Here is a 23,790-nt window from a genome sequence, read left to right on the forward strand (position 1 = left end):
TCATTACTTATTGGGGTGAACTGACAGTAAACCCCATTTTTTAGCATCAAATATTAAGTGAACGGTTATGAACAAAGTAAATAAGGCATTTATTCGGCAATGGATAAACTGACTTTTTTGCTATCTCAGAATGTCGACTTGTTGATATGTGGTACGATTTCCCGTTCCTTGCAGCTAGCCATTGAAGAACATGGCATTAACGCCTATCTGTTCTGTTCCGGAGAAGTTTCGGAGCTTATTGAATGCTGGCAGAAAGACCAGCTTGATCAGGTACCTTTTGCTATGCCTGGTTGTGATAAAAGGTGGCGTATGGGGCTGAGGTCACAAGGAAATGGACCACGTACAGGTCGAAGTATGGGGTTAAGTCGTGGGGAAGAGCAAACTCGTATGAATGATGATGAATCATGTAAACGCATCAGACGACGTCAACGAATGAGAAATGTCGGTGAAGAAGGACCAAATTGTAATAGAAGAGGTAATGCCGAGGCTGGAAATGGTCGAGGAGCCGGACAAGGCGTGCAGAGTTCTCAGGCGGGCGGCATCTGGTAACAGGTGTGTACTTCGCAGTTGAATTCGGGAGTGACAGAGTTAACTGTAAGTATCGTTTATTGGTTCGGCGAGCATGCTTAAAACTCGATAGTTCAGCTTATGAAAGGTATCAAAATCTGACATGGACAACGTTATAACCACGATTTAGCCACCGTATCCATTTTAATAATTTTAGAATGGTTGTTTTGAAGTAGCAGATACACAAAAAAACACGCTTTAAAACGTTCACTTTAAAGGGTTGGGATTGTTAAAGCAGAAGATAAACTTGGAGCGGGCAGCGGGAATCGAACCCGCATCATCAGCTTGGAAGGCTTTTACCCGCATGAATACTAGACCTTTGCACATGACCTGATTTCAACTTAGTTTATTAAAATCAATGATTTAAATGACAATCTTTTATTGGTTATTAAGCCCATTTAATTACGTTTTATAACGGTAGCTTTATTTATGGTCACCGTGCTTAGATCACAATTTTATGTTTTTTATGAAAAAAAATGGTGTTTCTAGAGAAAATTGCCCCTAAGAGTTCGTTAACTATTAATAAGGAAAACGAATAGATGGGATAAGACATGCATTCCGAGAATACACCATGTATACAAGAGTTTATTGAACAGCTTTTTCAATATGAGAAAGAAGCAAATTCTGCGATCGCTAAAAAAGTTTTGTTCTTTTTGCACGAGTTTTGTCAAGAGTACCCTAGAACAAGAACACTAATTACACCATTAATACTCGAATGTACAAAGCAGGTTAAACCAGGAAATTATGACCTGAATTTTGTTTATCGGTTATTAAAAGGTCGCCAAATATTAGGTGAGAATTATTTTTCAGCAATGATAGTTTGTCCAATGAATCCATACCTAATATCTGACAGTGACAAGCAAAAAATAGAGCGATATGAAGTATTATGTTTAGTTGCATTAATCGCATCTTTTTCGGTAGAAAATTGCATTACTTTCCGTCAAAAAATTCCTCACATAATAAGAATGATCAAGTTGGGGAAAAGGACTGAATTATTACAGATTTTACCCGATCTTCATGGTAAGAATTATCGTGAAATTGTGACTGTTCTGCGCCGATTTGTCCTAGAAGGCAAGCGCAAAAACTTCGCACAATCACGTATTGATGAGTCGGAATTGCTTGTCAGAGCAGCTGAAATTATTTCCAATCATCTTCCTGTTTTGACAACGAGAAAGGTTTCTAAATTTCCCAAAACGCCTTATTTTGACTCGACAATAGAAAGACCTTTTTATGGCGACGCTTCGTTTGGACATCTCGAGGTGACTCAACTTTATCACTTTGACGCTTCCACTGACGATGAGGTTGCGGCTGATGAACAATATGAGAGCGATAATCTTTGTATTGAAGAAGATCAATTCGCTATTTCAACAAGTAAGTCATCTTCAATAGTTTATAATCCACACGCAATCCATAACGATTATTCGGTTGAATCTGCACGTGCGGCTCTCGTAAATAGTTCAATGTTACGCAATGCACAGTTACATAACTCCAGTATTGCGACGGCGACTTCTCATGAAGTTCGTCGATTTATAACGCATTATTTTATGGATGATATGAAGTCCGATGCGTCAGACCGACTCATGCTCAGTTTATTGACCGGACGATCTATTGGTGCACTGATGGGGGAGGATTGGGTAATAAATGAAGAGGGATACATCACGGGTTTTATGCGTCACCATCAGTTACCTTCAACAAAGTACGCGTTAAATTCAATCACTGTTACTCACGCAGATAGAACGATAGAGACTTTTGAATTGTCGATACCTCCGATAGTTCGGTATCGCTCAAGTCTTTTTCATTCGGCGAAGGAAGAAAATGAAGAGGTGTTATACCTCAATGCATTGAACAAAGAGACAAATAGTCGGCTTACACCGAACAAGGTAAGTCGATTTTTTTGCCAATACGGAAAAAGTGTTGCCGTTGATCCAGTGATTGAGGGAGTGATACGAGGAGTGTCCCTGAGCACACTTCCTGCGAGCTATTATACAAAGTTTAAATTGCGTACAGTGCAACAACACTATCATCATTATTTCCAGTTTCTCTCTATTATTTCGGAAATAACGTTATTAATGGCTGAAAGCAGTGTCAGTGACGAATGCTATCTGGGAACGATGGTTCCCTATGATAAAACGCAGCTTAAATTCGAAATAAAGCTGTTATCTAAAACATTAATACAATGCATTTCTCTAGAAACCAATGAGTCACTTCACGAAATGATTCATAATCTATTGGTTTTATTTCTAATTAAAGTATTGAGCATTGCATCCGGTTACCGACCTGTTCATGGATGGTTTGGCTCACTGACGGATCTTAATTTGAGTTCAGGGTACTGTTGTATATCAGATAAAGAGCGTCTAGAAACAGATTCAAGCCGGGTGATTAAACTTCCGTCTACCGCACTTAATCTTATCAATGACTATTTAAGGTTCTGTGAGCAATCATTAAGGAATCGTTTTACACCAGAGATACCCGCTACTCGATACGAGCAAACACTGAATGGAAAAAACCACCTTTTTTTCTTCATAAATGGAAACAAAACGTTAGAGCCTAGTCCTAAAAATTGGTACAGAGTTTCCTTAAGCATGCCAATTCCTATACCAGCTCAGGCAAATTGGGGACGACATCAAACGCGTTCATTCCTTATCGAGCGAGGGATACACCCTGATATTATTGCTGCGTGGATGGGGCATCATCAAGGTGGCAACATGGCTTTTGAACATTACTCTTCTTTAAGTTTGGCCGATCTTACTACGGTGGCCGACACGCTCGATCAATTACTCATTTCTCTAGGAGTGGTTAGATTATATGATTAAAGCAAGCGATAAGCGTCAGCAAGTACGAGATGGGAGAATAACGGATGCTAAACGGATAGGAAATAATCTCGCTAAGGCTTATTTTTCGAAAAGTAATCCACCCGTTTCGAGCGATCTATTTAATGAACAATGGATAGACTTAGTTGAGTCATTAAAAAAAATGATGGAGAGTACCGAAGAATTTCGACTCGCCCATAATTCGGCAGTAAAGGTGATCCTGGATTACCAAAAGTCCGCTAATTGGCGATATTCGCCACCGACTTACATATCAAGCCAAAAACCTAAGACGCAACTTTTTACGCCCAAATGGCTGCGAGCATCATGGGTAACGGAATCGCTCTATAAAGAGTGGATGATGCAATTGGGCCAGTCAAATAGCATCGGTGAGGAACGTAGACATGTCCAAAACGTATTGATGTCACTGATCTTTCACTCTGGGCAGTGTCAAAAAGAGGTCTTGATGGCTTTTGTGTCTCAATGCAGACATACTCCGTTGTCGATAAAGTGTTGGTCTGGTATCCCCTTTATAACGTTGACGTTCAAATCTAATAAGTACGATACCAATGTGACCGAGAACGATGAGAAAAAAGTGGAGTACCTGTGTTACTTTCATCCTTTCACATTGGCATTGTTGAGAAATTGGAATGAACACCACGCGAATATTTGCCGGCAAATCAATGATGAACCGTCTGTTTTTCAACTTCTAACCGAAAGCCTGTCTGAAAAAAAGAAGTTAAACCGTTGTACTTTGAGTCACCTTTGCTACACGGCGCCGTTTGCTGTTGTGAATATGGATCGAGGCGATTTGTCCCATGCGCTACTGTGTGTACTAAGTGGTGAAACGGTCACTTCCTCCTTACCCGAAAATAACCTAGTGAGACTGGTTTCCCCCGTAACGCAAACTATTGAGAGTCCTTGTTATAGTGAGTTAATAGCAAACCCCATCACCTCGAATCATTCAACAAACCGAAAACCTGGCAGGACACATACACATTTTTATCGTGCGCTAAAAGCATGTTTTTCGTGTTCTGGTTTAAGTAAGTTGACGAAAGAGGCGGCCAAAAAACAACTTGAAGCATTTCGGGCTTCTAATGAATTTTCTTTGTATCAACTGGCGTTACTTGATTGGTTTATTCATAAAGCGCAGTCATGCTCCGTCTCGACGTTGAATACCTACTTTTCATCACTTGCCCGAAAGTGGCTTTATATCAATCAAGATGTTTCTATTTTTGAGACAGCTAGGGACGGGATTGAAGAAGCGTACACACAAATTATTGAGTTAACGACAAAGAACAAGGGGTATTTTTTAGGTCGGCTTCAGGATTTGCACCGATTTCTCGTTCGGCACTATCAATTGCCAGAGCTCAACCCAGAGTTATTTCAAATAGAGCACCAACGAACACATGTTCGTTCTGGTTTTATTGATGAAGGGCTATTTAAGCAACTATTAAGTCATATCGGTCAGTTTAGCGATCTCAACCGGATGGATATCAAAGCATTACAATGTATCTGTATTGTGTGTTACCGAACTGGACTTAGGCCCAGTGAAGTACAAAAAGCAACGTTTGAGCACCTTGAGTCGTCAGAGATAGGCTGGCTACAAATTCGAGAAAATAGGTTTGGAGACAATAAAACCCCACATGCGTTCAGAAAGGTTCCTCTATTCAGGATGTTAATGCCCGACGAGTTAAAGTTAATGAAAATCTACCTCCGGCAACGGAAAAACATTGCTGACTCCACTCAAAAGCTATTGTTTCCATTTCTAAATAGTGAACAAGGATTTCATCGTCATTCAGTGTCGACGGTTGTCGGACGGTTACTGAAAAAACTCTCTGGGCTGGAATACCTTACCATGTATCATTTACGCCACTCATGCTTATCAAAGTTACTGTTGTTATTAGAAATGCCTGCGGAGGACTTGATCCGTTATCCTAATATTTGTGCCTACGATGAGGCTCAGATACATAAGGTTTATGACACTATTTTTGGTAAGAACTCAGCAGGAAGTAAATATCACGCATTAGCGACCTTTGCCGGGCATCACTCACCAGAGCAAAGCTTTCGTAATTATTTACATTTTTCCGATTGGGTCATCGCAACCAAATTAAGGAAAAGAAAGATCTCCGTAACGCTCAAGCAAGCCATGCAGTGTGGTATCGCCTCTCGGCGAGTGTATAAAGACGCTCAAAGTAAAGAACTGAACGACTTCACCGATTACATTGATAAGAAAGCCAAAATTCCCAAGCTACGATCAAGGCTAAAGCCAGACTCAACGCCGCTACCCTTGATTACCACGGAAGAAAAGAAAATCGATTTTGAGCAATGTCGACGGATAATCGAGTTGTATATGACGGGTAGAGACATAGAATTATTAGCTCAACATTTTTTTATTGATGAGAAGAACATACTGAAATGGATAAGTAACGCTCAGTATTTAGCCTCCTTAAAAACTAAGAGCTTGACAGGCAATGCTCGGCTTATTAGCCAAAAACGCAAAGGGTCCCTTGTACCTGCTCCCTTAAAGACACACAGTGAACAGAAGTTAAGTCAGCAGTTTTTGATGGCTTTCCGTCGACAGAAATTAACTAAACAACATGAAATACTGCGAAATCTAATAGGCATTATTACTAAGATTTCAACCAGTCGCTCTGGTATCTATTTTAATGATCCACAGAATCTAGCGACCTTTATACAAACGCTAACGCCATGCATAAAGCGTTCACAATGGCGCGCATCCTCGCATCATTTAGGCAAAAAGGAAGTTAAGAGTGAGTGGAATAGGGTGTTAAAAGGTATTGATGTAATCACGGCAGCTCCCTCGTCATCCAAAGGCAGAACAGGCAGAGGCGCAATTACCTTAGAGTTAAAACACCCAGATGAAAAACAGATACTGAGTGAAAGACAGGAGATAGAAAAATATTCATCCAATACTATTGTTTATATTGCACACATGGTGGCTATTATGATGAGAAAGCCACCAGATGCTGAATCCTAAATATTCGATAAGAGAAAGTTTGTGATTCAGAGAGATGGTTTCAATTTTCTTAGCCAAAGATTGAGCCTGTAATTGTGCTCTTGAACCCTTATTTCATAACCGCTAGTACGGTGATAATTGTTCAGACAAGGTGTTTGGCAGACTTCAGTGTAATGATACAATTATTCTAAAACGTATGTACTCTATTGTATGTTTGAGGAAAGGCCTTATCTTACCGTTAGTAACTCGATATGCTACAAATTATCTAATTTTGGCTAGATATCTAAGATGTCATCCAAGCGTACAACAGTTTTAGCAAGCTATTTTCATTCTAGAACCCACCCTTAGTTTGGGTCAGTTTACGGAACTGACGGTGTACCGACTCAATGATATTTGTCGTGTAAATGGCCTTTCGAACGTACTCTGGATACTTAAAGTAAACCGATAGATTGGCCTATTTGTTACGCCAAGAACGAAGCACGATCGGGTAATGTTGTCCCACTTGGACTCTAAGCTTTGTCCAGAAGTGACTCATCAACACTTAATTACCGGCACATCCCGCCATTTTGTAGTGTATTGCGGAGTGAGCATATCTCTTCGCATATGCCATTTCTGTTCAATTCCTTGTGCACCGAGAAACAGTGTATCGGTACCATATTTGTCATTCAGAGCATCGAATACCTGCATCAGCTTATCGTTTCCCGAGTTTGAATTTAGAAGGTCTAACTGTTCGTGCCGGCCATCCACTAACTCAATCAAACCCACTCCGATTTTGTAATAGCGGACATCGGGCTTAAAAAGCTGACTGGTTGCCTCTGACGCTATTTTTACTAGCTGCGTGGAATCAGAAGTAGGGTAGGGAAAATAATGAACACTACGAAAACTAGCGGGCTGATCATCAAACGGAGAGTTAGACGCAAAGCACAGCATTACACGGCAAAGAGAGTGTTGCTTACACGCTTTATTTGCGGCGATGCCGGCGTGTTTACTTAATGCCTGCTGCAAGGATGCGATATCAGTGATGCGTTCGCCGACACTGCGGGTTGAATATATCTGTTTCTTATCAGTACGAGCCGCATCCCATCCTTTGCAAGATATACCGTTTAGTTCTCGCACCGTTCTCTCAACTTCAACTGAAAAATCCCAACGAGCCTGCTGAGGAGAGTATTGTGCCAAACTATAAGCGCTGTTGATCCCCATATGCTTAAGACGTGCTGAAATATGCCGACCAATACCCCAGACATCAGCCGCATCGAGCTGCTTCAGAACGTCAATGCGTTCCGGTTCGTTATCGATGACACAAACCCCTTGATACCCGGGAATCTTTTTCGCTGCATGATTGGCTATTTTAGCTAGAGTCAGGGTCTCTCCCATACCGACACAAACCGGAATCCGACATTCTTTCCAAACAGTACGCCTGAGTAAGGCGCCATGTTCGCGCATGTCAACAATGGCCGGAAAGCAATGATGAAAGGAGAGGAAAGACTCATCAATTGAATAGATGTGCTGTTCTGGTGCGAAACGCCCAATCACTTCCATCATTTTTGTCGACAAATCGGCATACAGCTCATAATTCGACGACAGGGCAGTCACGCCTTTCAACTCGCACAGTCCTTTCACCTGAAAGTATGGTTTGAACTTTGGTCAATGCCATGTGGAGTTGTTACTGCAAGTGACATAATGGAAAATGAGTAAAATGTGTTATAATTGTTATTGGCAGCTTATATCACACAGGCCTGATAACATGATTAGGAAAATAACATGTCCTCTAGAGATTGGACATAACGCGAACTTCACTGGTGAACTGAATGAAAAGTATTCCAATTTAAGAGAAGCTGAATACTTAAAGCCACTGCTTGTTATGAAGTTCCCATTACTTACATCAACAATAGAATCAGAACTTGATCAGTGCCTCATCATCAATCTCTTTCTTCAGCAGAAGTTCACTGGATACGTAAATTATATCAATGTGAATGATAATAAGCGCAATGAAGATAGCGATGAATGTGATATCAAAACGATTGAAGGAGCTTGCCTAGCACTTAAACAATATCTTGAGTTCTGTGTTAAAAGTAATTTAGATATTATGGATGGTTTATTGAATACCTTTTCCGTTGAACAAACTCAGTGGCTTCCTCCATTCCGCTACAAATCGCACCTCATCAGCAGGCTTAAAGATAACGACCTCACTCTCAGAACTGCGAATCAATATCTTGCTTACGTTAGACAGTTCTATGAATGGGCACATAAAACAGGTCGCATTGATAGAATTATTTTTAAGTATGAAAACAAAAGAATCAAAACAGGTGGTGATGATAATAAATACGATGAGTTGGATTTGTTATTTTCCTCCGAGGCAGTACAGAGTCTATCAAAGAATAAAAGCCTCAATGTTCAAACATCTAACTTAACTATCCCTGCGAAATTCAGAAATGCCGCCGAACAACGAAAAGAAGTCGAGCCTTGGTCACAGCACGATATAGATAGCTTTTTTGCTACTGATTACATGCAATCCAAAACACGAAGATTATGGGCTAACCTTGGTTTTCAGGTTGGACTGAGAGCCGAGGAAATTGTTGATTTAAGGGAGGATGTTATGATCTGCTCCAGTTAGACTGGACACCGCATTAAGCGACATATTGTTTTTCAAAGTTAACTGGACTTAGATACCCAAGAGCACTGTGCCTTCTTGTTCGATTATAATCAACTTCGATGAGGGCGTTCAGAATTCTGTGTCAGCTAATTTTGGCTAAATATCTAAGACGTCATCCAAGCGACCTTCAAAATGAATCGCCAGTTGAGACAATGTCATATTCCAATTCTGTATTGGCATTGTCCATTTCTTAGAAGCATTCAATATCCCAGCATACAGTAGCTTAAGCAAGCTATTTTCATTTGGGAACCCACCCTTAGTTTTGGTCAGTTTACGGAATTGGCGATGTACGGCTTCAATAGCATTTGTCGTGTAAATAGCCTTTCGGACGTATTCTGGATATTTGAAGTAAACCGATAAATTTGCCCATTTGTTCCGCCAGGAACGAATCACTATTGGGTATTGCTGTCCCCATTTGGCTTCCAAACGATCCAACTCCATCTCGGCCGCTTCTTTGCTGACAGCCCGATAGACTGGCTTCAAGTCGGCCATAAACGCCTTCTGATGCTTAGAGGCAACATATTTCATAGAGTTACGGATTTGGTGAATGATGCATTGCTGAACTTCTGTATCAGGATAGATGGTTGCTATCGCTTCTGGGAAGCCTGTTAGCCCATCTACGCAGGCGATCAAGATATCTTCAACGCCGCGGTTATACAGATCTGTTAGCACGGAGAGCCAGTAATTAGCGCCTTCCGACTCTGACAGATAAAGACCGAGTAGCTCCTTTTTCCCCTCAACATCTAAGCCCAATATTGTGTATATCGCTTTGCTAACGTAGCGTCCGTCTTCTTTGATTTTATAGTGGATGGCATCAAGCCAGACAAAGGGATAAAGTGCATCGAGCGGACGTTGCTGCCACTCCTTCAGCTCAGGTATCAAACGGTCGGTAACACCTGTGATGGTGGCCTCAGAGACATCAATGCCATACATATCTTCTACGTGACCACGGATATCACGGTAGCTCATACCGAGCGAGAACATGGATAGGATCTTACGGTCGATCTCATCGGTCAATTTAGTCTGGTTCTTCTTAACTAACTGGGGTTCAAATGTTCCAGAGCGGTCGCGTGGGGTATCCAGTTCAAACGTGCCGACAGAAGACTTAATCGTTTTCTTGCTTGAGCCGTTCTTACGGTTAGGTTGCTCATCACCTTCAAGGTGCTGTTCGAGTTCTGCTTTCAAAGCAGCTTCTGTGATTTGTTTAATGAGCGGAGTTAAGAAGCCATCTTTACCTGTCAGGTCTTGGCCTGACTGAAGGGCTTTAATAGCTTGTTCTAGATCGAAGTCTTTGTTCATGTGTCATTCCTGTTTTGTATATCATACTGAAATGACACAGATTTCTAAACACTACCACTTCGATATATTCAAAAAGTGCTTGGCGCATCTCTTCTCGCGTCATTATCGGCTCGTATTGGACGGCTTCTACTTTCATTGAGTGGAAAAAGCTTTCAACACAGGCGTTATCCCAGCAATTTCCCTTCCTACTCATACTTTGTTTTAGATTATGGGCTGAGATTAAGTCTCTGTAGTCTTTTGAACAATATTGGCTACCTCTATCACTATGGATAATTTCCCCTTCGGGCATGCCTCTACGGAACAATGCCATTGATAGCGCATCACAGACCAGAGTCGCGGTCATTCTGGTGCTCATTGACCAACCAACTACTTGCCGTGAGTACAAGTCGATAACAACCGCTAAATACATCCAACCTTCGCTTGTCGCTAGATAGGTAATATCTCCAGCCCATTTTTGGTTCGGTGCTGTCGCATTAAAATCTTGCTCAAGCAAGTTCGGGGCAACAGGAAGCCTATGCTTGCTGTCTGTCGTACATTTAAACTTACGGGCTGCCTTCGCGACTAAGCTCTGGCGCTTCATGCTCGCGGCAATGGTTTTTACATCGTGCTTATTACCATTTGCCTCAAGCTCTTTTTGAATACGCCTTGCACCGTCGCGTTCCTTTTTATCATCAAAGACTTCTCGAACTTTGCTATCAAGCTGCTTTCGGTGCTCGTTGCGTTGAGTGACTTTATGGCGATTATCAATCCAATAATAAAACCCACTTCGAGAAACCCCAAACACCTTAGCCATACGGACAATCCTATATTGCATCAGGTGTTCGAGCATAAACTCATAGCAATCTACTTTAGATTTTTCGCGAAGTAGGTGGCGGCCTTTTTTACGATGTCTAGCTCTTCAGCTTGCTCAGCCAATAACCGTTTGAGTTTGGCATTTTCAGTGGCGAGCTCCCTTTCTCTATCGCTGATTTTCGCATCTTTTTTGACGGCTTTACGCCACCCATAAATTTGAGATTCATACAACGATAGCTGTCGTGCGGCAGCAGCGACACCGACTTTCTCTGCTAACTTAAGTGCTTCGGCTTTAAATTCAGGAGCATGTTTGATTCGTGTTTTCTTAGTTGTCATTGTTCACCTCGTTAGTGATTGTACTCACTTAACTCAGTGTCCAAAACTTCTGGTGCAGATCACTCTGGTGATGAGTCTATTAACATTCAGGCAGGGAGAGATGTTCATATTAACTCTCAGTTTCAATTTTCTCTTGAGGAACTGAAGGCATTTTTGAACGAGTCACAGACCTCTCTTCCAGAACTGTCTATCAAATATCTGGTATCACAGACCTTTGATGATCTAATTGCTATAGCAAACAGGAACTTAGAGGTTATCCCTGTGATGAATCCGTTGCTTGTTGAAAACAATGTATTCACTTCCCTTCAAGAGCTAACAAGGAGTGAGGGCGGAAGATATCGAGATTTGGGTAAATATGGGAATAACTTTAATAGTGTTGAAGATTACTTAAAAGAATACCCTGAAGCTGAGATTGTTGAAGGGAGACAAGGTAGGTTTCCTTACTTTGATACTATTAGATCACCTGAGTTTGAGGAGCTTGAAAAGCTCTCAGAAGATGACCCTCTGACAAGAGCAATGCTTGATCATAAGGTTCACGAGAAGTTTCCGGCAGCACTCATCGGAACCTATGAGCATGGCTGTTGGGGGGTGCCTTTGATCGAAGAATATATATTAAGAGGTGTTTGGGGGGTATTCCTCACCATTACAAATAACTCTGATACCAACATTATTTTTGAGCAATTAGAAAGTGAAACACACCTGAGTCAAACATTCGAGAGCACTTCTAAGGCTGCTCTCAAATCTCTAGCTTATACTTTACCTAGAGTGCCTATAAAGCCGAATGAAACGGTTGTTATCCCTGTAAGCATATTGATTACTCCAATCGGAGGCATAACAACAAATGAAATCTCTAGAATCCCGAAATTTGCCGATGGAGAATGGTTTAGAGAACTAAGCCATCAATCAGGGTCGCCTGACGACTTAGAAGAAATGTTGAGTGTTAATTTGCACTTAAATCTGATCCACCATTTGCACTGAAAAGTGATCCACCTAAGTAAGTCTATTCTAGACTACATTTTTACGTTAGTTTCTATTTGGTTTTCTCCTTCGACTTCTTTTTTGATTCCTTAAAACGATAGCTGTCGTTACCCGTTTCAATGATGTGACAATGATGAGTCAGCCTATCCAGCAATGCCGTTGTCATCTTTGCATCACCAAACACTTTCGACCATTCCGTGAAGTTGAGATTGGTGGTAATGACGATACTCGTACGCTCGTAGAGTTTACTGAGTAAATGGAACAGCAATGTCCCACCCGCTTGGCTAAAAGGGACATACCCAAGTTCATCTAGTATGACTAAGTCGCAGCTCACTAATCGATTAGCGAGGCGGCCCACATGACCCGCTTGCTTCTCCTGCTCTAGCGTATTGACGAGTTCTATGGTCGATAGGAACCTGACCCGCATTTGATGGTGTTGTATGGCTTGTACGCCCAACGCCGTCGCTAAGTGCGTTTTCCCTGTGCCTGGACCACCAACAAGCACGATGTTTTGGCTGTCTTTGATAAACTCACAGCGATGCAGACCTCGTATTAGATACTCATCGACTGTACTCTCGCTAAAGTCAAAACCGTATAGGTCTCGATAGACTGGGAACTTTGCCGCTTTCATTTGGTAAGCGATACTGCGCACTTCACGGTCTGCTATCTCTGCTTTTAACAAGGTTTCAAGGATGGGTTGAGCTTGTTGATAAGCAGGAGAGTTTTGAGAGGCAAGTTCAACAATACTGCTAACCATGCCGTGAAGCTTGAGTGCCTTTAATGTGCTTAATAACGCTTCATTGTGCATGACGTTTTCCTCTTAATTCGTCATATCGCGACGTATCACTGGTTGGCTCGGTAACCAGTCGCAACCCTTGAGAGACGGGGACGGGTACAACTGGAGAAGGATTGAGTAAGCGGCTTAAACAGTTTATGACGTGTTGTTTTGATGGTGTGCCTGCTTCCAGTGCCATATTAATGGCTTGCTCTACCAGCTTTTCATCGTGATGAATAACCAATGACAAGATTTCGACCATTTCCTTATCGCCGCCAAGACGCTGTAATAATATTGATTGCAGGTGCTTAAAGCTCTCAGGGAGCAAGTGAAACGGTGCGCCATTACGCAGAGAGCCTGGTTTACGTTGCGCAACCAACAGGTAATGTCGCCAGTTATAAACAATGTGTGGCGGCTCATGTTTAGGATTAAAGACTCTTTGGTGCTCTGCTATGGGCTGACCTTCTGCCACCAAAACAATACTATCGGGGTAGGCGTGCAGACTCACTCGTCGGTTTGCGTAACTTGCAGGCACGGAGTATTTATTTCTGTCGAAGTTCACCAAACAGGTAGAGGAGACTCGCTTGCTTTGCTCGATAAAACCATCAAACGGCGCTGTGACTTTCATTAATTGGGAGCGCTCACTTAGCCACGTTTGCTCTATGGTCATATCACGATATTGAGGGTGTCTACGTGACTGCCAGTCCCGTAAACATTGGGCTTCAAGCCATTGATTAAGCTCTTCTAAGGTTTTCACCTTAGGAGCGCGCTGCCAGATGATAGAACGCACATCCCGCACGTTCTTCTCGATCTGCCCCTTTTCCCAACCTGCGGCTGGGTTGCAGAAGTCGGCTTCAAACAAGTAGTGACTAACCATTGTTAAAAAGCGACGATTCACTACTCGATCTTTGCCATTTTTGACCGCATCAACCGCAGTTTTCATATTATCGTAGATCCCCCGTTCTGGAACGCCTTGGAACACGCGAAAGGCATGGTTATGGGCATCAAATAACATTTCATGACTTTGAGAATAATAGGCTCGAAGGAGGAATGCGCGGCTATGACTGAGTTTGAAGTGAGCGACCTGTAGCTTGGTTTTATGGCCATTGATATAGGCCCAATTTTCGCCCCAATCAAACTGAAAGGCTTCACCAGGGGCAAACTCTAGCGGCATATACGTTCGTTTAGACGCATCGAGTTTTTGTTCTTCGCGCCATTTACGTGCAAATGAAGCGACTCTGTCATACGAGCCGCTATAGCCTAGCGGAACGAGGTCTTGAAAAAGGTTTTTGACCGTTTTGCGCTGCTTTCTCGGTCGCTTCATTTCTCGTTTTAGCCAAGAAGTCAGTAATTCTTTAAACTCGTCTAGTTTACTCAATGAATGCCGCTTTGGATAAACAGGTTCGATAGTTTGATCTTTCAAATAACGTTTAACGGTATTTCGGGATAGTCCAGTACGTCTGGCTATTTCTCTTTGCGACATTCCTTCGCGGAAATGCCAACGACGAATAACACTTAATAATGACACGTCAATCACTCCATATTCTCCTGCTAAGACTCAGCAGGATTTAGGTTAGATGATGTGGATCAGTTTTCGGTGCAAATCAGGGGGTGAAGTGGATCAGTTCTGGATGCAATTTAACATAGGGCGTCACACTTTAGGAGCCAATTCAATTGGATACTCTAAAGTGGAACAATTAGCCCAAAGTATTTCAGTTCGCTGGCCAAGCTGCAATGCAACAGGTGTTAAATTAACTATTCATGAATGGTTAAAGGCGAACAGCATCAAAGATGTTGATATTATTTTAGATCTAACTGGTGAACCTGAGGTTCGAAGTATTGTTGATCAGAAAAGGAATAAGTATCCCACTGGTTTTCTGATTGCATGGATGGAACCCTACGTAGCTGCAGCTCATGTGTGCCTATTAACTCCAGGGACTCCATGGCTTGCTCATGGTGTTGATAAACTGGATAGATTTAACACTGTAGATTGGCCATTGGAGGTTATAGCTAGCGAGCCCTCCTGTAGCAGTAACTTTCAAAGTTACACATCCGCAGCGGCACTCCATGCGGTAGCTTTGACTACTGAAGCTGCGCTAGAGCTGATAGATAATAAAGTTTCAAATTCAAGTGTTCGGCATTGGATTCGAGGCCAACAATATTTGGACAAATGTTTTTTCGGTCTAAAACTAAGAGATTGGGCAAGCTTTGCAAGTGATGCTGATGGTGTAATTCGAGAGTTCAGTTTTGATTGACAGATATTTTTCCTTACCTAATAGTGCTGGGACGCTGCAATTTTCGGGGTCTGTTCTTGAGCATATCTATAGTTATGCTCAGATAAAAAGAAATGACAAAGAAGCCGGTGGTCAGCTTTTCAGTATGACGCCTCATAAAAAATTAGTTGTGATTTCGCTCGCTACTGGGCCTAACTCCAATGATACCCGGTCTATGACCCACTTTAATCCATGTTTGCGTCAATTAAATAAAGATAGAGAGCGACTATTTAACGATGGATTTCATGCTGTTGGATTGTGGCACACTCATCCCGAATCAACCCCAAACCCATCAAATGAAGATCGAATTACCACTTTGAAATATCTAGAAGCATTCAATGGAGATATGTCTGGGTTCATTCAGGTAATAATTGGTAATAATTGCTCTCTCGAAAGTTTATGTGTTTGGCTAGCGAGTACAGATAAAAACAATAGGTGGGTAAAACTTAAAGAAGTTAAGATATAAAATAACTAATCATCGCAAGTTGTCGAACAGCACAAAGTTATAGCTTTCCCTACTGCTACTAATCCTAATTTTACTAAATTGCTTGAATGTTCAAAGGAGATTTTGTTCATCACCAAGCAGAATGTTCTGATCTGACTCGTCTATGCCCCAAGACGTGTTTAGGACGTATGAAGCCATCATGATGGTTTATTTTGAAAACAAGCTATCGGACTCAATTGTGCAAGAGGTTCTTGCACAATTGCTAAACAACCTGTTTAGTTGTGTGACGCATAGCTATTTTTGGTTTGGCTCTGCTAAAATCCATCTCACATGAACGCCTGTTGACGAGTCTTTTCTTTTGATCAACTTTTTGTCTCTTAGTCGCCCAAATTGATAAGTGACTTTTTCAGAATTATCTATTCCTAATAAATCTCTAGTTTGCCTATTACTAATCTCGCCATGCTTTTCCAGAAACTGGAGTATAAGTTTTTCAGGTTCTTGATTAAGACTATGTCTGAGGATAATTTTTACGTAATTTCCGTCTTCAATTATCTCAGGCTCTTTCAATCCTAATTCCTTCATTCTCTGGAATGCAGTATTGATGCCTTCGCCCAAATCTTTATTTGGGGAGTCCTTATATTTCGATAATATTCGAACTAGTTTGGAGTTTCTAGAAAAGCGGTTCTCTAGTATGTTATCAGCAGTGACAAAGCCTGCGAATCGCCCTGGGCTTTTAAATTCGATACGGTTATTAAAGATACTCACATGTACGTGATCTGAAATGGAGTAATTGAATCGCCACTGATTTCCTAGACGCCTTTTAGTTAGATAAACTAGCTAAAAAAGAGGTGTCCATGAGCCATAAACGTTACCCTGAACAATTCAAAATCGAAGCAGTGAAACAAGTCACTGTTGCCGGCCATTCTGTTGCTGATGTTGCTCAGCGTTTAGGTACCACCACACACAGTCTTTACGCCTGGATTAAGCGCTATGGTCCTGACTCTGAGGAACACCTTCAGCAGTCTGCTGAGTCCGCAGAAATTCGACGATTACAAAAAGAGCTTAGGCGTGTTACTGAAGAACGTGACCTGTTAAAAAAAGCCGCGGCGTACTTCGCAAGCCACCCCGAGTAAGATACGCCTTTATCCAAGAACATCATCACAGCCACTCTGTGCGACATCTGTGTCAGTTGTTTGATGTTCATCCGAGCGGGTATTACGCGTGGAGGAGCTGCACAAAGTCGAAGAGACAACGTGACAATGAACGACTTACAGGCCAACTCAAACAATGTTGGCTTGAGTCTGGTGGCGTCTATGGATACCGCAAACTCCATCGAGATCTGCGTGATCTTGGCGAGCAATGCGGTATTAATCGTGTGCATCGCCTGATGCAGCGAGCAGGACTGCGAGCGCAAGTTGGCTATCGAAAACCGAGAGCTCCTAGTGGTGAGCAACACGTTGTTACGCCAAATCGTTTAGAACGACAATTCGATCCATTAGCGCCCAACACGGCTTGGGTAACGGATATTACGTACATCAAAACGCATGAAGGCTGGCTCTATCTTGGCGCTGTAATGGACTTGTTCTCACGACGAATAATTGGTTGGTCAATGGGCAGTCGTATCACCAAAGAGCTTGCGTTAGATGCTTTATTAATGGCGGTATGGCGTCGTAAACCTGCTGGCAAAGTGCTGGTTCATTCAGATCAAGGAAGCCAATACACGAGCCATGATTGGAGTGAGTTTCTAAGCGCTCATGGTTTGGAGGGTAGCATGAGCCGTCGAGGCAACTGCCATGATAACGCAGTAGCAGAGAGTTTCTTTCAACTGCTGAAACGAGAACGAATTAAGCGAAAAATCTATGCGACTAGAGACGACGCAAAGATGGATGTGTTTAATTATATAGAGATGTTTTACAACCCGAAACGACAACATAGTTCCAATGATGGGCTATCACCGTTAGAGTATGAACGTCAGTATTTTAATGAGGCTAAAAGTCGTCTACTGAAGTAGTGGCGATTCAAATCTCTGTGTAAGACAGTGTTGACGAGGATCTCCCATATTGTTTCTTTAGGGTATTTTGTCTCCACTAATCCTTCAATTTTCCATACTTTATTTTTAGTTAAAAACTCGCTAATCACATCATATGCATCATTGATCTGTTGGTATAACGCTCCTTCAATAGAAGCATTGTCGTCCGTAAGGGCATCTCTATCTATATCGTCATCCGCAGTATCGTAGCGTACGACTTTAATAGCACATTGTTTAGGAAGGGCAACTGATGGGTTTTCATGGAATAACAGTATTGAAGCCACAGTAGGAACCCATTCAGGCGTGATTAGTTTTTCTTTAGAGAGAAAACTGATAGGTTCCGGAGCTCGTAGTGGTAGATCAGATAAAAATCTTTGAAGCTCATTACTTTCATCTAGTTCTTCTATTCTACATTCATGTATGAGGGAGTCTTCTTCTGATTTGATCCCCTTTGCATGTGTTAACTCAAGAATTTTAACAGGGGCAGTTACTGGTTGAGATTGAGCTCCGACTCTAACATATATCTTCTTATCAGCAGTTTCATGAACAGCTAAACCTTTATTTATCTTTAAACGTAATACATAGTTTCTAGATTCATTGACTCGCGTTAAAAAATCAAATCTAAAGTCTACAGAAGGAATAAGCTCGCTGAGAGCTTGTATTAAAGAATTGAATTCTTCCGTCGTTTCTCTACCTTGCCATCGCTTTTCAGGTGTTGGTTCATGCTTTTCATCGGCAATACCAATAACAACCTCTCCACCATCGGCGTTAGCAAATGCAACTGCTATTTTTTGGAGTTTGTTTCCTTTCAAACCAAATGCCTTGCGGTCAAAGAAATGATCTTCATCTTTCGTACAATAATAAAGTGCTTCATCCCCTTGTAGTTCTACGATTTTCAATTCCTTTGCCCCTTTAACTATAAAAACAAAAAGTAAACTGAATCCTATTGTTCAGCATATTTATCAGTCAATAGTTTCATACTTAAAGTGTTAAATGGCACATGTGGAGGTAGGAACAATCTTAAAATCAAACACATATATTAACGTTATGATCTTGATAATCATGCTTAAAATTACCAAAATTTCCACCCTATCAATCACCCCCTTATTTATTGAACTAGAAAGAAGACTATTATCGATAAAGAATGGTAAAAATCACTGTAATTCAATAAGATAAATTTATATCGAGACTTATTGCGTTTAGAGGTTTCTTCCTATCTTTCCGCCCAAGGTTAACCCCATAATCTTGTCGGCTCCGCTGTGCTCATTGCCCCATCAACTCGTCGTCGACACCAGAGAATTCTTACGAATTATCAATTTATGTGATTTCGCTGGTAGATTTTGGAGTGATTCGGGGGAGGGCTACTATTTTGATTCCAGGGCTGAAGCTTTGCTCATTATCGATTGGTTCCAAGTTTAAATCTGGGGGGAGTCACCAAATTGAGTCACTAAGTATGAATAATGAACAAACTGAACCTTTCGACTTCACTTGTCTTACTTCGGTAATGCAAATAGTCAGAGTGCTCTATGCTTCGTAGCTCGGAAATTTCCATCTTCAAGCTAGCTAATGTGGCGAACTCAGATTTGCCTCAAATCAGTTATCATCTGTTAATAAGTGCTAGCTGAATACTTCAATTCGGCTTACTTTTCGTATTGCAGTTATTGGGCTGTGCTCTATAGCCTCGAAAGTTATACAGATAAAAGTATTGAGTAAGGGCGGTCTATACTAGAAAGTCAACTCTAGCTGCCTGCGGATGGATAAGCAAAAAGTCCATTACCCGTATAGCGAACGACTCTTTATTGGTCGTTTTGTGAAGAAAATCCTTAATGACGTCATTAGCCATTTGAATCATTGTGAAAAAAAGTCCAGCTCGATTACAATAACCGCAAATAATAAACGTCAGAATGCACAATGGAATCAGAACTATTAAATCTTGTTATTACGTCTATTAAACGTGGTAATGATAATCAAGCAGTAGCCAATACTAGAGCACATGAGAACGATGTTTCGATGTTGTCAGGTGCGATAAAGGAAAAGCTAACCTCAATTTTTCAAACTACAGGTCTTCGTTTGGGTCGCTTTAACACAGAGCCGCGTCGCCCGAATTTTGCGAGTACGCTCGATGAGTACTTTAGCGCTGAGGGTTATAGTTTTTCTAACTTTCAGAGATTTGCTTCAACTTTGGGAGCAGATTTAGCCGCAGAGTTGAACAGAGGCCAAGCTCAAAATGCAAAAGACGGCTTTCTTCTTACTTACTATTACTCGATGACTCAGCTTGATGATGACACCGAAGAAGAGTTCACTGATTATTTCTTGGGAGTAATCTTCTTACATCGATTAGATGGTGTGGATATTGATCCTGTTCGCCTTGACTTAGAGGATATTGAGCAAATTAACCTTGATTCACTAAATCTAGGTGCTCGTATTGACATAGAGCAGTACTTGAATGAGCAATTGGATACAGCTCTCAAACCGATCGCGTTTAAAATTGGTCGAGGTTCTGACGTAAGAGTTTATTTCCAAGAATTTGTTGGTTGTAGTGAACCTAGTAACTCTAAGTTAGATAGTCAGAATTTACTCGAAGCAATTGAAATGGCGTGTAGTCGTTTGGGGTACGATGAGGATCAGAAACGAACTGCATCTGAGTATGCAGAGAACTATAGCTTGATGATACTGAGTGGTGGACAGAATTCGATGAGCTTGGAACACTTCGCACAACATGTATTTCAGGAAGAAGGTGAGGCTGAGCAGTTTATCGCAATTGCAAATGAGAGTTTTAACTTAGGTGAGACTGTTGGTTTAGATAAAGCCGAAGTCAAAAAATTTGGTACAATTACGATAAGAAATGAAGCTTTTAACATCAAATTCAGTAAAGCATCTCTTAGCCGTAATGATAACTCTGTAGTTTGGGATGAAGGCGCTAGCTGTCTGAAACTGTATGGTTTAAGCGATGAAGATATACGGCGCTTAAACTTAAACACTTGATGTGGATAATACCTTTTGAACTTTTATGAGCTTCGTGATTTATTGGTTGAACTTGACCCGACTTGGACTGAGTCTGGGGATTTGGTCGCGTCTTTCGAACTTGACGAGAGTACTCATAGCCTGCTCTCGGAACAGTACGACATCACAATCGATAAGTTAAAAATACAAGGTGGTCGACGCTCAAATATGGCACGAGAACCATCTTCAATCACTCCAGCGATGTATGGAAAGGTTGTCGAATGTTACTTCAAGACTAAAAACAATGCGCTTGGAGGAGTCTACCAAACTATAGAGGAACTCGCGAAAGATCATCCAGTATCACCACCTGATAAATTCATTCTTTTCAAGAACAGTGGTGAGCATAGCTACTATGATTGTGAAGACAAAAACCTTGCCTTAGAGGGGAAGGTTAAGCACTACATTGAAATCTCTCTGTTGTGGTCACGTTTGCAGGAAAATGCAGAAGATCATTCAGATACGTCTCTAACATTTCTATACCGTAAAAAACTGAAGTTGCGTGCAAAGTATGATGTAAGTTTGCTTAGGCAAGAATACGGCTCACTTAATCGATTTCAACGGATTCTTGATGTGCTAGCAGAGGATGCTCATAAAGATGCGAAACCACATATTCTTCAAAATACATTAGTTCATGTTTTATATCATGTGGCTGAAGAAGAGCGGTTCGGCTATCTTTTGAAGCATTTCGAGCAGTTTACAACTAAGTTCGATGATGGATATCATGCATATGTAGTTGGATTTTCTTTTGATGACCTTAGAAAAGAGTATGAAGAGCGCTACCGTGAATACATGGTGAAGATCAGTGACCTAATTTCTTCGTCACTTACAAAGGCTCTTATGATACCGGGAGTTCTGTATCTGACAGCAACAAGAACTCAAGCGATCCAGACATCAAAAGGCCTATCTGCTGGATTGGAGGCGTTGATTGTAAACATGGGAATAGGAATAGCAGCTATAACTGTGTTTATGATTTATTGGTGTATCTTGTGCAATGAGAGGAAATCATTGGCATCAATCGAAGATGAGTTTGAGAGCTTGATGGGCCGCCTTGAAGAAAAATCTCCACATGCAGTCCCCCAAATAGCAAAGTTTAAAAGCCATATTACGGAGCGATTGCGAAATGGTAGAACTTATATTTGGATTCTTATTCGTTGTAACTTGATCGCATTGTTATTTGCTTGTGCTTGGATTGGAGTAAGGACCCTACCTATTTAAAGCTTCGCTTCCAGTTGACATCTGGGTGTGTAGTGACTTGGGAAGTTGGGCCTGTTACATGTTGGCTAGTAGCATGGTTTGTAATACAAGAAGTAACCTGAAAAGACAGAGTGTATCCGCCCCATGAACCCACGGGGCGACTTGTCAGTGTTTGAAGTTCCAAGGCAGGAGTGCGTCGATATCAGGCTCAGCTTTCGCCAGCTCTTTCATGCACTTGACCATGTAGTCGTAGAGGATAAGACCGTTGGCTTTCGCGGTCTCGATGATGCTGTAAAGCATCGCGCTCGCATCAGCACCGTTTGGTGTGTTAGAGAACAGCCAGATGGTATGACCTTATATACTAAGACTCACCTATGGTGCGTTTTTGGAGGTCTTCAGTATGAAATCCGTCAACTATTCTGCATATATTGGGCTTGATGTTCACAAGGACACAATTGCCGTAGCTATAGCTAGCCCAGAGCGGCAAGGTGAAGTTCGCTTTTATGGGAATATCTCTTCATCAAAAGATTCTGTTATTCGACTGATGAAAAAGCTCATTAAGCTCCACAATACGATTCTAGTTTGCTATGAAGCGGGGCCAACAGGTTATGGTCTATATCGGTTATTGCTAAGCATGAACATAGATTGTACCGTCGTGGCCCCATCTAGAATACCTAAGATTTCGACCAACAAAATAAAGAATGATCATCGGGATGCCGTCGCCCTGGCAAGACTATTGAGAGCGGGTGAGCTGGTTGATGTCTGGGTTCCCGATATTACCCATGAAGCAATGCGGGATCTTGTCAGAGCGAGAAGCTGTGCAAAGAAAGACACCAAAGTTGCTAAGCAAAGAATTCAAAGTATTCTGCTGAGAACGGGGAAAAGGTACGAGAAGAAAATGTGGACTGTTCGACACCGAGTATGGCTTGCAAACCAATCTTTCCCCCTCGCTTCTCAGCAAATCGCTTACGAACATTATCGCCAAAGCTTAGAGCAAATAGAAAACAGAATTGAACAACTAGACCAAGAAATCGATAGGCTGCTCCCCAATTGGTCGTTATACAACCTCGTCAATCAACTACAAGCTTTGAAAGGTGTAGGACGTACCATTGCAATATCGGTGGTTGCTGAGCTGGGTGACTTTTCCCGATTTAACAATCCGAAGCAAATAATGGCGTTCCTTGGACTGATACCTGGTGAATACTCGAGTGGTAACGTAACCCGTAAAAAAGGGATTACCAAAGCTGGAAATGTCGAGTTAAGACGACTTCTGTATGAGGCAGCATGGGCATATCGAAACAATGCTAAGGTTGGCAACTGGCTAGTCACCTATCGCCCTGATAGTGTTTGCCAAGAAGCTAAAGACATCTCTTGGAAAGCTCAACAGCGTTTATGTTTTCGTTACCGAAGCTTAGTGGCAAAGGGGAAGAAGTCACAAATTGCCATCACCGCTGTCGCGAGAGAATTACTTGGATTTATGTGGGATATTGCTGTGACCACTCAGAATCAGAGAGTTTAAAATTTGTCTGAAAGTGAAGAAGCTCAAGGTGAGTAATCCTCGTCAAGAATTTAAGTCAACCACTTGGTTAGATACTAGCAGCCAGAAAGAGGTAAGCTCATTACGAAAACCATATTGGGGCTAAAGATCCCCGAATAAGA

17 protein-coding genes and 4 pseudogenes are annotated in these 23,790 nt (G+C 41.7%); 11 read left to right on the forward strand and 10 right to left on the reverse strand.

From position 1 onward, the window contains the following. Nucleotides 1–99: 99 nt before the first annotated feature. The 3 genes from ATG66_RS02545 (at nucleotide 100) to ATG66_RS02555 (ending at nucleotide 6,375) form a co-directional block, all read left to right on the forward strand. Nucleotides 100–549 (forward strand): NifB/NifX family molybdenum-iron cluster-binding protein, encoded by a 450-nt coding sequence (locus tag ATG66_RS02545; protein ID WP_098413839.1) that lies wholly within the window; start codon nucleotides 100–102, stop codon nucleotides 547–549. Between the two features lie 569 nt (nucleotides 550–1,118). Next, entirely contained in the window at nucleotides 1,119–3,380 is a 2,262-nt protein-coding gene (locus tag ATG66_RS02550) for a hypothetical protein (protein WP_098413840.1), read from the forward strand. Then, a complete protein-coding gene (locus tag ATG66_RS02555) occupies nucleotides 3,373–6,375 on the forward strand; it encodes a hypothetical protein (protein ID WP_098413841.1) in 3,003 nt (1,000 codons plus the stop codon). Before ATG66_RS02550 ends, ATG66_RS02555 begins: the two co-directional genes overlap by 8 nt. Nucleotides 6,376–6,688: 313 nt before the next feature. Here the strand turns inward: ATG66_RS02555 and ATG66_RS02560 are convergent. Then, nucleotides 6,689–6,853 (reverse strand): annotated as a pseudogene (locus tag ATG66_RS02560) (transposase); the annotation flags it as partial. 35 nt (nucleotides 6,854–6,888) lie between these two features. Continuing rightward, nucleotides 6,889–7,995, reverse strand: a pseudogene (locus tag ATG66_RS02565) (Y-family DNA polymerase); the annotation flags it as partial. A 103-nt stretch (nucleotides 7,996–8,098) separates the two neighbouring features. Here ATG66_RS02565 and ATG66_RS02570 point away from each other — a divergent pair. Then, nucleotides 8,099–8,968 carry a hypothetical protein gene (locus ATG66_RS02570; RefSeq protein ID WP_143699665.1) on the forward strand — a complete coding sequence of 290 codons (870 nt, stop codon included), beginning with the start codon at nucleotides 8,099–8,101 and terminating at the stop codon, nucleotides 8,966–8,968. Between the two features lie 13 nt (nucleotides 8,969–8,981). Here the strand turns inward: ATG66_RS02570 and ATG66_RS21165 are convergent. The 3 genes and pseudogenes from ATG66_RS21165 to ATG66_RS02580 form a co-directional block, all read right to left on the reverse strand. Beyond that, nucleotides 8,982–9,068, reverse strand: a pseudogene (locus tag ATG66_RS21165) (IS3 family transposase); the annotation flags it as partial. A gap of 35 nt (nucleotides 9,069–9,103) precedes the next feature. Beyond that, nucleotides 9,104–10,306 carry an IS256 family transposase gene (locus ATG66_RS02575; RefSeq protein ID WP_095661319.1) on the reverse strand — a complete coding sequence of 401 codons (1,203 nt, stop codon included), beginning with the start codon at nucleotides 10,304–10,306 and terminating at the stop codon, nucleotides 9,104–9,106. Then, nucleotides 10,272–11,434 (reverse strand): IS3 family transposase gene (locus ATG66_RS02580; protein WP_098413844.1). Its coding sequence is split into 2 segments (ribosomal slippage): nucleotides 10,272–11,191 and nucleotides 11,191–11,434, totalling 1,164 coding nucleotides; the frame shifts between segments, so codons are not numbered across the junction. Before ATG66_RS02580 ends, ATG66_RS02575 begins: the two co-directional genes overlap by 35 nt. A gap of 36 nt (nucleotides 11,435–11,470) precedes the next feature. On the opposite strand from ATG66_RS02580, the gene ATG66_RS02585 reads away from it, so the two are divergent. Further along, nucleotides 11,471–12,412, forward strand: a complete 942-nt coding sequence (locus ATG66_RS02585) for a hypothetical protein (RefSeq protein WP_098413845.1) — start codon at nucleotides 11,471–11,473, stop codon at nucleotides 12,410–12,412. A gap of 52 nt (nucleotides 12,413–12,464) precedes the next feature. Here ATG66_RS02585 and istB read toward each other — a convergent pair whose 3' ends face one another. Both istB and istA read right to left on the reverse strand, forming a co-directional pair. Then, nucleotides 12,465–13,220, reverse strand: coding sequence for an IS21-like element helper ATPase IstB (gene istB / locus ATG66_RS02590; RefSeq protein ID WP_098413846.1), 756 nt, complete (start codon nucleotides 13,218–13,220; stop codon nucleotides 12,465–12,467). Next, a complete protein-coding gene (gene istA / locus ATG66_RS02595; protein ID WP_143699666.1) occupies nucleotides 13,210–14,724 on the reverse strand; it encodes an IS21 family transposase in 1,515 nt (504 codons plus the stop codon). Before istA ends, istB begins: the two co-directional genes overlap by 11 nt. 79 nt (nucleotides 14,725–14,803) lie before the next feature. Between istA and ATG66_RS20915 the strand changes: the two genes are divergently transcribed. Then, nucleotides 14,804–15,442, forward strand: coding sequence for a ThiF family adenylyltransferase (locus ATG66_RS20915; RefSeq protein ID WP_218925166.1), 639 nt, complete (start codon nucleotides 14,804–14,806; stop codon nucleotides 15,440–15,442). Beyond that, complete coding sequence (locus tag ATG66_RS02605) at nucleotides 15,435–15,926, forward strand: Mov34/MPN/PAD-1 family protein (RefSeq protein WP_098413847.1); 492 nt, start codon at nucleotides 15,435–15,437, stop codon at nucleotides 15,924–15,926. Before ATG66_RS20915 ends, ATG66_RS02605 begins: the two co-directional genes overlap by 8 nt. 273 nt (nucleotides 15,927–16,199) lie before the next feature. Here ATG66_RS02605 and ATG66_RS02610 read toward each other — a convergent pair whose 3' ends face one another. Beyond that, the gene (locus tag ATG66_RS02610; protein WP_257145703.1) at nucleotides 16,200–16,670 is read right to left on the reverse strand and encodes an ATP-binding protein; all 471 of its coding nucleotides are present in this window, start codon (nucleotides 16,668–16,670) and stop codon (nucleotides 16,200–16,202) included. Nucleotides 16,671–16,759: 89 nt separating this feature from the next. Between ATG66_RS02610 and ATG66_RS02615 the strand changes: the two genes are divergently transcribed. Then, a protein-coding gene (locus ATG66_RS02615) for an IS3 family transposase (RefSeq protein WP_098413849.1) occupies nucleotides 16,760–17,916 on the forward strand; the annotation gives its coding sequence in 2 pieces (ribosomal slippage) (nucleotides 16,760–16,997 and nucleotides 16,997–17,916; 1,158 coding nt in all). On the opposite strand, the gene ATG66_RS02620 is transcribed toward ATG66_RS02615, so the two are convergent. After that, nucleotides 17,877–18,833, reverse strand: a complete 957-nt coding sequence (locus tag ATG66_RS02620; RefSeq protein WP_098413850.1) for an ATP-binding protein — start codon at nucleotides 18,831–18,833, stop codon at nucleotides 17,877–17,879. The two genes, ATG66_RS02615 and ATG66_RS02620, sit on opposite strands and share 40 nt — an antisense overlap. 1,012 nt (nucleotides 18,834–19,845) lie before the next feature. Between ATG66_RS02620 and ATG66_RS02625 the strand changes: the two genes are divergently transcribed. Both ATG66_RS02625 and ATG66_RS02630 read left to right on the forward strand, forming a co-directional pair. Beyond that, nucleotides 19,846–20,919 carry a nucleoid-associated protein gene (locus ATG66_RS02625; RefSeq protein WP_098413851.1) on the forward strand — a complete coding sequence of 358 codons (1,074 nt, stop codon included), beginning with the start codon at nucleotides 19,846–19,848 and terminating at the stop codon, nucleotides 20,917–20,919. Nucleotides 20,920–20,934: 15 nt separating this feature from the next. After that, nucleotides 20,935–22,152, forward strand: coding sequence for a hypothetical protein (locus ATG66_RS02630; RefSeq protein WP_098413852.1), 1,218 nt, complete (start codon nucleotides 20,935–20,937; stop codon nucleotides 22,150–22,152). 144 nt (nucleotides 22,153–22,296) lie between these two features. On the opposite strand, the pseudogene ATG66_RS02635 reads toward ATG66_RS02630, so the two are convergent. Further along, nucleotides 22,297–22,485: pseudogene (locus ATG66_RS02635) on the reverse strand (transposase domain-containing protein); the annotation flags it as partial. Nucleotides 22,486–22,531: 46 nt separating this feature from the next. Between ATG66_RS02635 and ATG66_RS02640 the strand changes: the two are divergent. Further along, a complete protein-coding gene (locus ATG66_RS02640; protein WP_098413853.1) occupies nucleotides 22,532–23,650 on the forward strand; it encodes an IS110 family transposase in 1,119 nt (372 codons plus the stop codon). Nucleotides 23,651–23,790: the final 140 nt, after the last annotated feature.

Origin of the sequence: Vibrio sp. ES.051 (genome assembly GCF_002563795.1) — a bacterium.
Lineage (GTDB): Bacteria > Pseudomonadota > Gammaproteobacteria > Enterobacterales > Vibrionaceae > Vibrio.

Excerpts from the sequence above, each read along its gene's own strand:
- ATG66_RS02545 (WP_098413839.1), top strand. The coding sequence starts at position 100 with ATGGATAAACTGACTTTTTTGCTATCTCAGAATGTCGACTTGTTGATA.
- ATG66_RS02550 (WP_098413840.1), top strand. The coding sequence starts at position 1,119 with ATGCATTCCGAGAATACACCATGTATACAAGAGTTTATTGAACAGCTT.
- ATG66_RS02555 (WP_098413841.1), top strand. The coding sequence starts at position 3,373 with ATGATTAAAGCAAGCGATAAGCGTCAGCAAGTACGAGATGGGAGAATA.
- ATG66_RS02570 (WP_143699665.1), top strand. The coding sequence starts at position 8,099 with ATGATTAGGAAAATAACATGTCCTCTAGAGATTGGACATAACGCGAAC.
- ATG66_RS02575 (WP_095661319.1), bottom strand. The coding sequence starts at position 10,306 with ATGAACAAAGACTTCGATCTAGAACAAGCTATTAAAGCCCTTCAGTCA.
- istB (WP_098413846.1), bottom strand. The coding sequence starts at position 13,220 with ATGCACAATGAAGCGTTATTAAGCACATTAAAGGCACTCAAGCTTCAC.
- ATG66_RS02625 (WP_098413851.1), top strand. The coding sequence starts at position 19,846 with ATGGAATCAGAACTATTAAATCTTGTTATTACGTCTATTAAACGTGGT.
- ATG66_RS02640 (WP_098413853.1), top strand. The coding sequence starts at position 22,532 with ATGAAATCCGTCAACTATTCTGCATATATTGGGCTTGATGTTCACAAG.